General features: G+C 64.9%; 16 protein-coding genes. 14 read left to right on the top strand and 2 right to left on the bottom strand.

What is annotated here, in order from left to right; genetic code table 11:
- Positions 1-33: 33 nt before the first annotated feature.
- From ctaD to HWX14_RS28490, 5 genes are all read left to right on the top strand, one after another.
- Entirely contained in the window at positions 34-1641 is a 1608-nt protein-coding gene (gene ctaD, locus HWX14_RS28510; RefSeq protein WP_006477731.1) for a cytochrome c oxidase subunit I, read from the top strand.
- Between the two features lie 80 nt (positions 1642-1721).
- Complete coding sequence (locus HWX14_RS28505) at positions 1722-1862, top strand: cytochrome oxidase small assembly protein (protein ID WP_089435671.1); 141 nt, start codon at positions 1722-1724, stop codon at positions 1860-1862.
- Positions 1863-1897: 35 nt separating this feature from the next.
- The gene (locus HWX14_RS28500) at positions 1898-2509 is read left to right on the top strand and encodes a cytochrome c oxidase assembly protein (RefSeq protein ID WP_089468522.1); all 612 of its coding nucleotides are present in this window, start codon (positions 1898-1900) and stop codon (positions 2507-2509) included.
- A gap of 16 nt (positions 2510-2525) precedes the next feature.
- Positions 2526-2726: a DUF2970 domain-containing protein gene (locus tag HWX14_RS28495; RefSeq protein ID WP_011546273.1), complete on the top strand. Its 201-nt coding sequence runs from the start codon at positions 2526-2528 to the stop codon at positions 2724-2726.
- A gap of 151 nt (positions 2727-2877) precedes the next feature.
- A complete protein-coding gene (locus HWX14_RS28490) occupies positions 2878-3735 on the top strand; it encodes a cytochrome c oxidase subunit 3 (protein ID WP_006477734.1) in 858 nt (285 codons plus the stop codon).
- A 173-nt stretch (positions 3736-3908) separates the two neighbouring features.
- On the opposite strand, the gene HWX14_RS28485 is transcribed toward HWX14_RS28490, so the two are convergent.
- On the bottom strand, positions 3909-4118 hold the full coding sequence (locus tag HWX14_RS28485; protein ID WP_006477735.1) for a twin transmembrane helix small protein: 210 nt from the start codon (positions 4116-4118) through the stop codon (positions 3909-3911).
- Between the two features lie 84 nt (positions 4119-4202).
- On the opposite strand from HWX14_RS28485, the gene HWX14_RS28480 reads away from it, so the two are divergent.
- From HWX14_RS28480 to HWX14_RS28460, 5 genes are read left to right on the top strand one after another with little or no spacing between them, the layout of a single operon-like run.
- Positions 4203-4913 carry an SURF1 family protein gene (locus tag HWX14_RS28480; protein ID WP_244130375.1) on the top strand — a complete coding sequence of 237 codons (711 nt, stop codon included), beginning with the start codon at positions 4203-4205 and terminating at the stop codon, positions 4911-4913.
- A 60-nt stretch (positions 4914-4973) separates the two neighbouring features.
- Positions 4974-5600 carry a cytochrome C oxidase subunit I gene (locus tag HWX14_RS28475; protein ID WP_175885679.1) on the top strand — a complete coding sequence of 209 codons (627 nt, stop codon included), beginning with the start codon at positions 4974-4976 and terminating at the stop codon, positions 5598-5600.
- A 25-nt stretch (positions 5601-5625) separates the two neighbouring features.
- Positions 5626-6738 carry a COX15/CtaA family protein gene (locus HWX14_RS28470; protein WP_175885678.1) on the top strand — a complete coding sequence of 371 codons (1113 nt, stop codon included), beginning with the start codon at positions 5626-5628 and terminating at the stop codon, positions 6736-6738.
- 8 nt (positions 6739-6746) lie between these two features.
- Positions 6747-7649 (top strand): heme o synthase, encoded by a 903-nt coding sequence (gene cyoE / locus HWX14_RS28465; protein ID WP_175885677.1) that lies wholly within the window; start codon positions 6747-6749, stop codon positions 7647-7649.
- A gap of 18 nt (positions 7650-7667) precedes the next feature.
- Positions 7668-8285: an SCO family protein gene (locus HWX14_RS28460; RefSeq protein WP_006477739.1), complete on the top strand. Its 618-nt coding sequence runs from the start codon at positions 7668-7670 to the stop codon at positions 8283-8285.
- 199 nt (positions 8286-8484) lie between these two features.
- Here HWX14_RS28460 and HWX14_RS28455 read toward each other — a convergent pair whose 3' ends face one another.
- Positions 8485-8775, bottom strand: a complete 291-nt coding sequence (locus HWX14_RS28455) for a YciI family protein (protein ID WP_175885676.1) — start codon at positions 8773-8775, stop codon at positions 8485-8487.
- A gap of 240 nt (positions 8776-9015) precedes the next feature.
- On the opposite strand from HWX14_RS28455, the gene HWX14_RS28450 reads away from it, so the two are divergent.
- The 4 genes from HWX14_RS28450 (at position 9016) to HWX14_RS28435 (ending at position 12853) form a co-directional block, all read left to right on the top strand.
- Positions 9016-10647: a methyl-accepting chemotaxis protein gene (locus tag HWX14_RS28450; RefSeq protein ID WP_175885675.1), complete on the top strand. Its 1632-nt coding sequence runs from the start codon at positions 9016-9018 to the stop codon at positions 10645-10647.
- Between the two features lie 213 nt (positions 10648-10860).
- The gene (locus HWX14_RS28445; RefSeq protein ID WP_175885674.1) at positions 10861-11676 is read left to right on the top strand and encodes a MetQ/NlpA family ABC transporter substrate-binding protein; all 816 of its coding nucleotides are present in this window, start codon (positions 10861-10863) and stop codon (positions 11674-11676) included.
- Positions 11677-12071: 395 nt separating this feature from the next.
- Positions 12072-12527: an STM2901 family protein gene (locus tag HWX14_RS28440; RefSeq protein WP_175885673.1), complete on the top strand. Its 456-nt coding sequence runs from the start codon at positions 12072-12074 to the stop codon at positions 12525-12527.
- Complete coding sequence (locus HWX14_RS28435) at positions 12521-12853, top strand: DUF1493 family protein (protein ID WP_175885672.1); 333 nt, start codon at positions 12521-12523, stop codon at positions 12851-12853. Before HWX14_RS28440 ends, HWX14_RS28435 begins: the two co-directional genes overlap by 7 nt.
- Positions 12854-12903: the final 50 nt, after the last annotated feature.

Raw genomic sequence — 12903 nt, 5'->3', positions numbered from 1 at the left:
AGTTAGTCGACGTATTCGCATTAGGAGATTCTCATGTCTAGCATCGGGCACGACGTAGCCGCGGACCACGCGCACGACGACCACGCGCACGAAGCCCCGCACGGCTGGCGTCGCTGGCTGTTCGCCACCAACCACAAGGACATCGGTACGCTGTACCTGCTGTTCTCGTTCATCATGTTCCTGTCGGGCGGCGTGATGGCGCTCGGCATCCGTGCCGAGCTGTTCGAGCCGGGCCTGCAGATCATGCGTCCGGAGTTCTTCAACGAACTCACGACGATGCACGGCCTGATCATGGTGTTCGGCGCGATCATGCCGGCGTTCGTCGGCTTCGCGAACTGGATGATCCCGCTGCAGATCGGCGCATCCGACATGGCGTTCGCGCGGATGAACAACTTCAGCTTCTGGCTGCTGCCGGTCGCGGCCGTGCTGCTGGTCGGTTCGTTCTTCGCGCCGGGCGGCGCGACGGCCGCCGGCTGGACGCTGTACGCACCGCTGTCGACGCAGATGGGCCCGGGCATGGACTTCGCGATCTTCGCGGTCCACATCATGGGCGCGTCGTCGATCATGGGCGGGATCAACATCGTCGTGACGATCCTGAACATGCGCGCACCGGGCATGACGCTGATGAAGATGCCGATGTTCGCGTGGACGTGGCTGATCACCGCGTACCTGCTGATCGCGGTGATGCCGGTTCTGGCGGGCGCGATCACGATGGTGCTGTTCGACCGCCACTTCGGCACGTCGTTCTTCAACGCGGCAGGCGGCGGCGACCCGGTGATGTACCAGCACATCTTCTGGTTCTTCGGCCACCCCGAGGTGTACATCATGATTCTGCCGGCGTTCGGGATCGTGTCGCAGGTGATCCCGGCGTTCGCACGCAAGACGCTGTTCGGCTATAGCTCGATGGTGTACGCGACGGCGTCGATCGCGATCCTGTCGTTCATGGTCTGGGCGCACCACATGTTCGCGACGGGCATGCCGGTCACCGGCCAGCTGTTCTTCATGTACGCGACGATGCTGATCGCGGTGCCGACGGGCGTGAAGGTGTTCAACTGGCTCGCGACGATGTGGCGCGGCTCGATGACGTTCGAAACGCCGATGCTGTTCGCGATCGGCTTCCTGTTCGTGTTCACGTTCGGCGGCCTGACGGGCCTGATGCTCGCGATGGCGCCGCTCGACATCCAGTATCACGGCACCTACTTCGTGGTCGCGCACTTCCACTACGTGCTGGTGGCGGGCTCGCTGTTCGCGCTGTTCTCGGGCTGGTACTACTGGGCGCCGAAGTGGACGGGCTGGATGTACAACGAGACGCGCGGCAAGATCCACTTCTGGGCGTCGATGATCTTCTTCAACCTGACGTTCTTCCCGATGCACTTCGTCGGTCTCGCGGGCATGCCGCGCCGCTATGCGGACTACCCGGCGCAGTTCACGGACTTCAACCAGGTGGCGACGATCGGCGCATTCGGCTTCGGCCTCGCGCAGGTGTACTTCCTGTTCGCGGTCGCGCTGCCGGCCTACCGTGGCGGCGGCGAGCTGGAAAAGGCGTCCGACAAGCCGTGGGACGGCGCGACGGGCCTCGAGTGGACGGTGCCGAGCCCGGCTCCGTTCCACACGTTCGAGCAACCGCCGCACGTCGAGTAAGTTTCACGGTGCGCTCCGCCGCTGCCTGCCGCGCAGGCAGGCGCGGCGGGCGCGGAAGCGAAGTTTCAGCGAAGTTTCAGATGACCCGGAATCCATCAGAAAGACGAACGCCCGAGCAGATTCGCGCGGGCAACAAGCGGCTCGGCCTCACCCTGCTCGTCATCGCCGCCGTTTTTTTCGTGGGTGTCGTGATCAAGCAGTGGTGGCTGTCCACCCACTGATGCAGCAACTGACGCAGTAGCGAGGAAGTCGTCGTATGTCGAAGCCGGAAGAGGGCGCCGTGGATCGCGCGTTCAATCGTTCGATGCTGGTGAAGCTCTTCGTCGTGGCCGGGCTGATGTTCGGTTTCGGCTTCGCGCTGATCCCGATGTATCGGGCGATCTGCCAGATCACCGGCATCAACAACCTGGTGCAGCGCGATGTCAGCGAGCGCGAGGTGAAGAACTCGCAGGTCGACACGAGCCGCACGGTGTCGGTCGAGTTCGATGCGAATGCGCGCGGGCCGCTCGGGTTCAAGCCGGAGCACAACAGCCTCGACGTGCATCCGGGCGAACTGACGACGATCGTGTACGACGTGACGAACGGGCAGGGCCGGCCGGTCGTGGCGCAGGCGATTCCGAGCTACGCGCCGAAGCAGGCGACGGAGTTCTTCAAGAAGATCGAGTGCTTTTGCTTCACGCAGCAGACGCTGACCGCGAACGAGTCGCGCAAGATGCCGGTGGTGTTCGTGATCGACCCGAAATTGCCGAAGGACGTGAAGACGATCACGCTGTCGTACACGTTCTTCGAGCTGAATACCCCGGCCACGCCGGCACCGGCGCAGCGCAGTACGGCGGCGGCGCAGGGTGCGGCGAAGCCGGACGCATGACGACGGAGGCGGGGCGATGACGGAAGTCAAGCGGAGCGGAACGTTCGGTCAGGCGCTGAAAGCGGTGCTGTGGTCGTTCTTCGGGGTGCGCAAGCGGCGCGACCTGGAGGCCGACGCGACGCAGCTCAATCCGCTGCACGTGCTGATCGTCGCGTTGCTCGCGGCCGGCGTGTTCATCGGCGTGCTGATCCTGATCGTGCGTGCGGTCGTGGGTTGAGCGTGCGGCTAGCGGCTCGCGGCCACGAAGGAATGCGGTGCGCGGCGCCACGGCGCGGCGTGCAGGAAAGAGCGGTGGCGGTCTCGCCGCGCAAGAAATAAAGCCGGAGCGGTTTCCGGTACACAAATTGGACTGAAGTGGAGAATCAAGCATGAGCGGTCAAAACCAGACCCCGTACTATTTCGTGCCGCATCCGTCGCAGCATCCGATCAGCGCGGCCATCGGCCTGCTGGTCATGCTCGGGTCGGCCGCGCTGTGGATCAACGGTCACGACTGGGCGCCGTTTACGGCGCTGCTCGGCCTGCTGTGGTTGCTCTTCACGCTGTATCACTGGTTCGGCGACGCGATCGCCGAATCGGAAGGCGGTCATTACGGCAAGAACGTCGACAAGTCGTACCGTTGGAGCATGAGCTGGTTCATCTTCTCGGAAGTGATGTTCTTCGGCGCGTTCTTCGGCGCGCTGTTCTATGCGCGTGAAATCGCGCTGCACCAGCTCGGCAGCCTCGACTACAAGCTGATCTGGCCGGACTTCTCCGCCGTGTGGCCGAACGAAGGCCCCGCCGCGCTCGCCGGTCACTTCAAGACGATGGGCCCGTGGCCGATCCCGACGCTGAACACCGCGTTCCTGCTGTCGTCGGGCGTGACGCTGACGATCTCGCACCACGCGCTGCGCGACGATCATCGCAAGAAGGCGATCGCGTGGCTCGCCGCGACGCTCGTGTTCGGTATCTGCTTCCTGTTCCTGCAGGGCTTCGAGTACTACCACGCGTACAACGAACTGAACCTGACGCTGAACTCGGGCGTGTACGGTTCGACGTTCTTCCTGCTGACCGGCTTCCACGGCTTCCACGTGTTCCTCGGCGGCACGATGCTCGCGGTGGTGCTGGTGCGGATGATCCGCGGCCACTTCAAGCCCGATCATCACTTCGCATTCGAAGGCGCCGCGTGGTACTGGCACTTCGTCGACGTCGTCTGGCTCGGCCTGTACGTCGTCGTCTACTGGCTGTAAATGGAACGACGGCCCGCGCAGCGATGCGCGGGCCGTTTTCCTTGGTGTCGTGGGCGCGGCGGCGAGCTGCGAGCGACACCACCCTGGCGCCGCCGCGACTCAGTCAGGCGGCGCTTTTGCTTGGTGGCGCGGCCGTGCGGCTAAATGTCACAGCGCTCACGGCGGCAACGGCATCAACGCCCGATCGGCAGGCCGGTCGAATGGATCCAGCCCATCCAGTTCGCGAACAGGATGAGCAGGAACAGCGACACCGACAGCCCGACGCGGGTGGCGAGCGACCAGACCATGCGCTTCGTATGGCCGCGGTCGTGCATCATGAAGTAGAGCGCCGAGCCCATGCTGGCAATGATGAGGACGAAGGCGATGGGAACGAGGATGTGCATGACACGAACCGGACGACGGCAATTCGAAGGGAAGAGGATAATTATCGCACTTCGCTTTCGCGAACGCGCCGGGCGGGCCGCGCGATGAAGATTCGCTGGCTGCCTGCGCTGCTGATCCTCGTCGTCGTCGCCGTCACGATCCGTCTCGGTTTCTGGCAACGCGATCGCGCGCACCAGAAGGAAGCGCTGCAGGCGAACATCGCGCGCTACGAGCAGGCGGCGCCGGTCGATCTCGGCGCGCAGCCGGTGCCGCTCGCGTCGATCGAGTTTCATCGCGTCCGGGCAAAGGGCCGTTTCCTGCCCGAGCAGGCGGTGTTCCTCGACAATCGGCCGTATAACGACCAGCCGGGTTTTTACGTCGTGATGCCGTTTAAACTCACGGGCGGCGGCGTCGTGCTCGTGAACCGCGGCTGGCTGCCGCGCAACATCGCCGATCGCACGGCGATCGAGCCGTTCGCGACGCCGACGGGCGACGTCGAGATCGTCGGCATCGCGCGCGCCGATGCGTCGCGCGCGTTCGAGCTCGGCGAAGGCGGGTCGGCCGCGCACCAGAAGATCCGGCAGAACCTCGACGTCGCCGCGTATGCGAAGGAAACCGGGCTGCCGCTGCAGCCGTTCGTGATCCAGCAGACGAGCGACGACGGCGACAAGCTCGTGCGCGACTGGCCGACGGCGACGACCGGCGTCGAGCGCAATTACGGTTACATGTTTCAGTGGTGGGCGATGGCGGCGGCCGCGCTCGGCTTCGGCCTGTACGCCGCGCGGCGTGCGGCGAAGAAGTCGGCCGGCGCGTGAGCGCCATGTCAGGACGCGGCGCCGGCGCCGCGGGTTCGTTTCGAGAGGTCTGATTTGTCCATGCAATCTTCCCGTCAGGGTCCGGCCGCTGCGCCGATCTCGCCCGCGGCCCGCAAGCGCGGCCGCTGGATGCTCGTGCTGCTGGGTCTCGTGTGCGCCGCGCCGATGATCGCGTCGTACTTCACCTATTACGTGATCAAGCCGAAGGGCGGATCGACGAACTACGGCGCGCTGATCGAGCCGCAGCGCCCGATTCCGGCGGATCTTCAGGTCACCGACGAAACCGGCAAGACGGTGCCGCTGTCGTCGCTGCGCGGGGTCTGGCTGTTCGTGATGACCGACCGCAGCGCGTGCGACGACGCGTGCGCGCAGAAGCTCTATTTCATGCGCCAGATCCGCGTCACGCAGGCGGGCGAGCGGCACCGGATCACGATGGTGTGGCTGCGCAGCGATGCGGGCGCGACGCCGCAGAAGGTGCTGGACGCGTATCCGGACACGCGCCGGCTCGTCGCCGATCCGGCCGCGGTGGCCGCGTGGCTGCCGGCCGAGGCCGGCACGAAGGACAGCGACCACATCTACATGGTCGACCCGAACGGCAACCTGATGATGCGTTTCCCGAAAGACCCGAATCCCAGCAAGATCAAGTCGGACGTGACGAAGCTGCTGAAGTGGTCGAGCATCGGTTAAGGCGAGAGAACGAGGCACCATTCCGATGTCGTATCTACTGCAACTCGGCCTGATCGGCCTGTGCATCGCGCTGCTGCCGCTGTCGTACGTGTGGGTGAAGGCCGACGACGACAAGTTCCGCAAGCTCGTGTGGATCACCACGTTCCTGACGCTCGACCTCGTGATGTTCGGCGGCTTCACGCGGCTGACCGATTCGGGCCTCGGCTGCCCCGACTGGCCCGGCTGCTACGGCACGTCGTCGCCGTTCATCGCGCATGCCGCGATCACGGCCGCGCACCAGGCGATGCCGACGGGCCCCGTCAGCATGACGAAGGCGTGGATCGAGATGATCCACCGCTATTTCGCGATGGCGATCGGCGTGCTGATCATCGCGCAGGTGGTGATCGCGTGGGCCGCGCGGCTGCGCCGCCGCCCGCTGCACGTGTCGCCGTGGTGGCCGACGAGCCTGCTGCTGCTGATTCTCGTGCAGGGCGCGTTCGGCGCATGGACGGTCACGATGAAGCTGCAGCCGGTGATCGTCACGATCCACCTGCTGCTCGGCCTCACGCTGCTCGGCACGCTCGGCTGGCTCGCGGCGCGGCAGACGCCGCTGCCGTCGCATGACCCGGAGGCCGGGCGGTACCGTGCGGCCGCGCTCGCGGCGCTCGTGCTGCTGGTCGTGCAGATCGCGCTCGGCGGCTGGGTGAGCACCAACTACGCGGTGCTCGCGTGCACCGACTTCCCGACCTGCAACGGCCAGTGGATCCCGCCGATGGACTTCCAGCACGGCTTCCACCTGTGGCGCGCGCTCGGGATGACTAAGGACGGCGACGCGATCACGCAGGACGCGCTGGTCGCGATCCACTGGACGCACCGCACGTTCGCGTTCGTCGTGGTCGCGTACCTGGTCGCGTTCGCGCTGCGGATGCGCCGCTTCGAATCGCTGCGGCGGCCCGCGAACGGCGTGCTGCTGGTCGTGCTGCTGCAGTTCGTCACGGGCCTGACCAACATCGTGCTGCAGTGGCCGCTGCCCGTCGCCGTCGCGCACAACGGCGGCGCCGCGATCCTGCTGCTGCTCGTCGTCATGTTAAACTTTCGCATCCTTTCAAGCCGCCCCGGCCGTGTCGCGCAGCCCGCGCGCGACGCCGCCCCGGCGTGACCGTCCCCATGCAAAGCACCCTCTCCCAATCGCCCGGTAGCCGCTTTTCCCAGTACATGGCGCTGACGAAGCCGCGTGTCACGCAGCTCGCGGTGTTCTGCGCGGTGATCGGCATGTTCCTCGCGACGCCGGGCATGGTGCCGTGGCACGTGCTGATCGGCGGCACGATCGGCATCTGGCTGCTGGCCGGCGCCGCGTTCGCGATCAACTGTCTCGTCGAACAGAAGATCGACGCGATGATGCGCCGCACCGCGTGGCGCCCGTCCGCGCGCGGCGAGATCACGACGCCGCAGATCCTGCTGTTCTCGGCCCTGCTCGGCAGCGTCGGCGCATGGACGCTCTATACGTTCACGAATCCGCTGACGATGTGGCTGACGATCGCGACGTTCGTCGGCTACGCGGTGGTCTACACGCTGCTGCTCAAGCCGATGACGCCGCAGAACATCGTGATCGGCGGCGCGTCGGGCGCGATGCCGCCGGCGCTCGGCTGGGCCGCCGTCACCGGCGCGGTGCCGGGCGACGCGTGGATCCTCGTGCTGATCATCTTCGTGTGGACGCCGCCGCATTTCTGGGTGCTCGCGCTCTATCGCCGCAAGGATTACGAGAACGCGGGGCTGCCGATGCTGCCCGTCACGCACGGCGAGAAGTTCACGCGGCTGCATATCCTGCTGTACACGGTGATCTTGTTCGCGGTCACGCTGATGCCGTTCATTTCCGGGATGAGCGGGGCCGTCTACCTGACGAGCGCGGTGCTGCTCGGCGCGGTGTTCCTCGCGTATGCGTGGAAGATCCATCGCGACTATTCGGATGAACTCGCCCGCAAGGCCTTCCGCTACTCGATCGTCTATCTGTCGCTGCTGTTTGCCGCGCTGCTCGTCGATCACTATGCACGCCCGCTGCTCGGCGTGTAACCGCACGGTTTGAACGCAATGCTCCCATCACGGTTCGGGCGCCGCGCGCGCCAAGGCTGGATGCTCGCGTGCGCATTCACGGCAGCGCTGCTGCTCGCCGGATGCGACAACGCGCCGAAATTCCAGAATCTCGACATCACCGGCAACACGCAGTTCGGCAGCGACTTCTCGCTGCCCGATACGACCGGCAAGGTCCGCACGCTCGCCGACTTCAAGGGCCGTGCCGTCGTGATGTTCTTCGGCTATACGCACTGCCCGGACGTGTGCCCGACCACGATGGCCGAATTGTCCGAAGCGCTGAAGCAGCTCGGGCCCGATGCCGCGAAGCGCGTGCAGGTGCTGTTCGTCACCGTCGATCCGGAACGCGACACGCCGGCGCTGCTCGGCCAGTACGTGCCCGCGTTCGATCCGTCGTTCATCGGCCTGCGGCCGGCCGACGAAGCGGCGCTGAAGAAAGTCACGAAGGATTTCCGCGTGTATTACGCGAAGGTGCCCGGCAAGACGCCCGGCAGCTACACGATGGATCACACGGCCGCGAGCTACGTGTTCGACCGCGACGGCAAGCTGCGCCTGTTCGTGCGCGACGGCCAGGGCCCGGCCCCGTGGGTCCATGACCTGAAGCTGCTGGTCGACTGACCGGCAGCCGCCGGGCGCCCGGCCTGGCGTTTCGCGTGACGGCCGTTTTCGCGTCGTCACGTTTTCCCTTCTCTCATTCGTCGTGCGCATGCGCTGCCCGCCGGGCGGCGCGTCGGCATGCGCGCGTATTGCGTGCGTGTCGCGTGCGTATCCCGTGCGTATCCCGTGCGTATCCCGTGCGTATTGCGCCGACGCCGCGCTACGGCAGCGCCGGCACGTTGAAGCCGGACGCGGCGCGCGTGATCCGGAATTCCGTCACGCGATACGTGGCGAGCCCCTCGGTGACGAACGGGTCCGTCTCGAGGATCGCGTCGAGTTCGTCGCGATCGATGCGGGCCGCGAGGATCACGCCGCCTTCGCGCGGCACCTTCGGCCCCGCCGCGATGAAGATGCCCTTGTCGAACTGCGTCTGCAGATACGCGCGGTGGCGTTCGAGCGCGTCGTCGATGCGCTCGAGCGACGCCGTGTAGTGGATGTCGATGACGTACATGGATGGCTCTGGAATGATGCCGGCGCGTCGCGCGCCGGCCGGCCGGTCTTTTTAGCACAGCGGACGCGGGCTGTCGCGCCGGCGCCGCCGCGTGACGGGCGGCGTGCGTGTCGAGCGCCGGTTCGGCGCGGCGGCCCGTATTCAAGATGTAAGCCTCGGTGCCGTAATTGAAAGAGCAACCGTTTGCGCGCGGCAGGCCGTTCGCGCGCCGGATGCATCGACATCGACAGAGGCACGCAGATGAGCAGAATGAGTTTGAACCGCAAGCTGTGGCTCGCGCTTGCGCTGGTATGGATCGGTCTCCTGGGCGTCGGCGCATGGAGCGCCTACGAAACGCGCGCGACGATGCTCGCCGAACGCAAGGCCGGCATCGCGAATCTCGTCGACTCGGCGGCGGGCATCGTGAAGGCCTATCACGCGCTCGCGCAGCGCGGCACGCTGCCCGAGGCCGATGCGAAGCGCGATGCGCTCGCAAGCCTCGCCGCGATGCGCTACGGCGATGCGGGCTATGTGTTCGTGATGGATTCGAAGCCGGTCGTGCTGATGCATCCGACGCTGCCGAAGCTCGTCGACACGCAGGTCGGCGACTATCTCGATCCGGACGGCAAGCCGCTGTTCGTGACGATCCTGAACGCGGCGAAGGCGACCGGCAGCGGCTTCGCCGAATATCGCGGGCGGCTGCCGCACAGCGAGACGGCCGTGCCGAAGATCAGCTACGTCACGCGGTTCGCGCCGTGGGACTGGAACATCTCGAGCGGCGTGTTCCTGAAGGACATCGACACCGTTTACTACCGGACGCTGCTCGGCCACCTGGCCGTGGTGTTCGTGATCGGCTTCGTGATCAGCGCGGCGATGCTGGTGATCATCCGCAACGTGCGCGGCAGCCTCGGCGGCGAGCCGGACGAAGCGGCCGCGCTCGCGGCGCGCATCGCGCAGGGCGACCTCACGCAGCCGGTGCCGGTGCGCGCGGGCGACCGCACGAGCATGATGGCCGCGATGCATGACATGCAGGCGCGGCTGCAGGCGACGATCGGCGGGATTCGCCAGTCGGCCGAGGCGATTGCGTCGGCGAGCCGCCAGATCTCGGCCGGCAACGACGACCTGTCGCAGCGCACCGAGGAGCAGGCCGCGTCGCTCGAGGAAACGGCCGCGAGCATGGAGCAGCTCACCGCGACGGTGAAGCAGAACGCCGACAACGCGCGGCAGGCGAGCGGGCTCGCGAACAATGCGTCGGACATCGCACGCACGGGCAGCGACGTCGTGAACCGCGTGATCGGCACGATGGGCGAGATCGACGACAGCTCACGCAAGATCGCCGACATCATCGGCGTGATCGAGGGCATCGCGTTCCAGACCAACATCCTCGCGCTGAACGCGGCGGTGGAGGCCGCGCGCGCGGGCGAGCAGGGGCGCGGCTTCGCGGTGGTCGCCGGCGAGGTGCGTTCGCTCGCGCAGCGCAGCGCGACGGCCGCGAAGGAGATCCGCGCGCTGATCGTCGATTCGGTCGAGCGCGTGCGCAACGGCTCGGCGCTGGTCGGCCAGGCCGGCACGACGATGGGCGAGATCCTGCAGGCGGTCGCGCGCGTGACCGACATCATGGGCGAGATCGCGGCCGCGTCCGAGGAGCAGGCGAGCGGCATCACGCAGGTCGGGCGCGCAGTCACGCAGATGGACCAGGTGACGCAGCAGAACGCGGCGCTCGTCGAGGAAGCCGCGGCGGCGGCCGCGTCGCTGCAGGAACAGGCCGCGCGGCTGCGCGATGCGGTCGGCGCGTTCCGGGTCGGCAATGCCGGCGGCCCGTCGCTGCGCGGGGCCGGGGGCGGGGTGGCCGAACCGGCATTCGGCGGGGCTGATGCGCCAGTGGCGGCGTGACGCGTGCAGGCCGATGGGCTGATGCGTCGCGGAGAAGGAATGCAACTAACGGCCGAGTCGTGCGTCGGCCGCCAGCACTGCGCTGGTGCATACCCATATGAGCGGGATGTATTTCACTTCCCGCCGATCCTGTGACACCATTTGGCCCTTCCTGCGAGTCCGGGCATACCCGTATCGCGCCCCATTTCAAGTAAGCAAGCAAGCGAGAAACAGATGAAGCGTCGCAGTCTCCTGAAGGTATTTTCCGTGCTGGCCACCGGCGCCGCGCTGACGCTGTCGGCCGGCGCGCACGCCGACGACAAGGTGATCAAGGTCGGCACGGTCGCCGGCCCGGATTCGGAAGTGTGGCAAGTCGTGCAGAAGGTCGCGAAAGAGAAGGAAGGCCTGAACGTGAAGGTCATCGAGTTCAACGACTACGTGCAGCCGAACGCGGCGCTCGACTCGGGCGACCTCGACGCGAACAGCTTCCAGCACCAGCCCTACCTCGACAGCCAGGTGAAGCAGCGCGGCTACAAGATCGTCAGCGCGGGCCTGACCTACATCTCGCCGATCGGCGTGTACTCGAAGAAGTTCAAGTCGCTGAAGGAACTGCCGCAAGGCGCGAAGCTCGCGGTGCCGAACGATCCGTCGAACGAAAACCGCGCGCTGCTGCTGCTGCAGACGCAAGGCGTGATCAAGCTGAAGTCGGGCGCCGGCACGGGCGGCAACAACGCGACGGTGCTCGACATCGCCGAGAACCCGAAGAAGCTGAAGATCTCCGAACTCGACGCCGCGCAACTGCCGCGCGTGCTGTCGGACGTCGACGCGGCCGTGATCAACACGAACTACGCGCTGGCCGCGAACCTGCAGCCGACCAAGGACGCGATCGCGCTCGAATCGCTGACGAGCCCGTACGCGAACCTGATCGCGGTGCGCGCGAAGGACAAGGATCAGCCGTGGGTGAAGAAGCTGGTCAAGGCGTACCAGTCGCCGGAAGTGAAGGAATTCATCAAGAAGCAGTTCAAGGGCTCGATGGTCGCGTCGTTCTGAACGCGATCGGTCGATCGAATGAAGGCCTGCACGTGTGCAGGCCTTTTTTTATGCGCGCTTGGAGTGTTTTCGAGATGGAGGAGCAGCGTGAAGATTACACGCCGCAATTGCATTGGCGTTCATGGATAAAAGCCGTTTGGTAACGGTTCGACACGTTGGTATGGAGCGTGTGCGCGACCGCTCGAATTCGGAATCGCTATGCACTTTTTCTCTCCGGCATCCCGCTGTGCCCCGTCGTTGTTCACGTCGAGCCGAATAACGATTCATTCCGCGTGAGATTCCACCGTCGTTGCGGTGTGATCAGCCAACAGATCGGCCGGGTTTGTCGGCACGGTAACCGTACGTCTTCGTTAGACTAAAAAAGGATTTTTAAAAATTACGAACGAGGACGCTGAATGGGTGCCGTAGAGAAATGGAATGGGGCTTACCATTACTATGGGATGGTCAATCTGACTGCGGGAGAGTTGTTCTTCTGGATCATGGTTGACGAAACGATGAATCAGTTGGGCGTCGATGATGCCGTGTCGGTTGGCATGATCTTGCTGGGTAAAAATGATGTATCGACCAGAGTGAAGCCCGACGGAGCAATCAAGGGGACTTCGCGTGCGGGCCAATATTCGAGAAGAATTTTTCAGAAGACGCAGTTCCCGTTTGGTCTTCAATTGCCCACGCTGGTAGGCGGTCCGGTGAGGAATTTGAAAATAAGAATGGTGAGAAACGTCGGGACCTTTGTGGGAAGAACGATACCTGTGCTGGGGTGGGTAATTCTTGCCAGCGATATTTTCGTCATCACTCGGAAGGCGGTGAATCACTATAATAGGGTGGCGAGGGAGGCGGACAGGTTATGGTAGATATTGATCGCAGGGTGATTGACTTTGTCAGGCGGAAAGCCGGTTTTTCGGTGATGCCGAGGGGCGTGAGTATTGCTGAGAATACTGATCTGGATGCCGACCTGGGATTCGATGTAGCTGAGGTCGAAGAGGTAATGCGGGAGTATTCGGAAGAATTTAATGTCGATATGAGTGGGTTCGACATTAAAAAATATTACCCGGAAGACGATTTTTCGCTTCTCGATCTGATCAATCCGTTCAGGAAAAGAGTCGTTCATCACGTTCCGGACCTGAACGTCCGAATGTTGATCGAATCGGCCAAGGCAGGGCGTTGGCTCTACAACTGACTGATCACCGGGTCGTACGTTTGCGCTCTGACGGCTGCGTTGCACGGACC

Origin of the sequence: Burkholderia sp. BCC0044 (genome assembly GCF_902832955.1) — a bacterium.
In the GTDB taxonomy this organism is placed as follows: domain Bacteria; phylum Pseudomonadota; class Gammaproteobacteria; order Burkholderiales; family Burkholderiaceae; genus Burkholderia.
This window is presented reverse-complemented; position numbering and strand designations above follow the sequence as displayed.

Coding starts and splice junctions, on each gene's coding strand:
- ctaD (WP_006477731.1), top strand. CDS start 34: ATGTCTAGCATCGGGCACGACGTAGCCGCGGACCACGCGCACGACGAC.
- HWX14_RS28505 (WP_089435671.1), top strand. CDS start 1,722: ATGACCCGGAATCCATCAGAAAGACGAACGCCCGAGCAGATTCGCGCG.
- HWX14_RS28500 (WP_089468522.1), top strand. CDS start 1,898: ATGTCGAAGCCGGAAGAGGGCGCCGTGGATCGCGCGTTCAATCGTTCG.
- HWX14_RS28495 (WP_011546273.1), top strand. CDS start 2,526: ATGACGGAAGTCAAGCGGAGCGGAACGTTCGGTCAGGCGCTGAAAGCG.
- HWX14_RS28490 (WP_006477734.1), top strand. CDS start 2,878: ATGAGCGGTCAAAACCAGACCCCGTACTATTTCGTGCCGCATCCGTCG.
- HWX14_RS28485 (WP_006477735.1), bottom strand. CDS start 4,118: ATGCACATCCTCGTTCCCATCGCCTTCGTCCTCATCATTGCCAGCATG.
- HWX14_RS28480 (WP_244130375.1), top strand. CDS start 4,203: ATGAAGATTCGCTGGCTGCCTGCGCTGCTGATCCTCGTCGTCGTCGCC.
- HWX14_RS28475 (WP_175885679.1), top strand. CDS start 4,974: ATGCAATCTTCCCGTCAGGGTCCGGCCGCTGCGCCGATCTCGCCCGCG.
- HWX14_RS28470 (WP_175885678.1), top strand. CDS start 5,626: ATGTCGTATCTACTGCAACTCGGCCTGATCGGCCTGTGCATCGCGCTG.
- cyoE (WP_175885677.1), top strand. CDS start 6,747: ATGCAAAGCACCCTCTCCCAATCGCCCGGTAGCCGCTTTTCCCAGTAC.
- HWX14_RS28460 (WP_006477739.1), top strand. CDS start 7,668: ATGCTCCCATCACGGTTCGGGCGCCGCGCGCGCCAAGGCTGGATGCTC.
- HWX14_RS28455 (WP_175885676.1), bottom strand. CDS start 8,775: ATGTACGTCATCGACATCCACTACACGGCGTCGCTCGAGCGCATCGAC.
- HWX14_RS28450 (WP_175885675.1), top strand. CDS start 9,016: ATGAGCAGAATGAGTTTGAACCGCAAGCTGTGGCTCGCGCTTGCGCTG.
- HWX14_RS28445 (WP_175885674.1), top strand. CDS start 10,861: ATGAAGCGTCGCAGTCTCCTGAAGGTATTTTCCGTGCTGGCCACCGGC.
- HWX14_RS28440 (WP_175885673.1), top strand. CDS start 12,072: ATGGGTGCCGTAGAGAAATGGAATGGGGCTTACCATTACTATGGGATG.
- HWX14_RS28435 (WP_175885672.1), top strand. CDS start 12,521: ATGGTAGATATTGATCGCAGGGTGATTGACTTTGTCAGGCGGAAAGCC.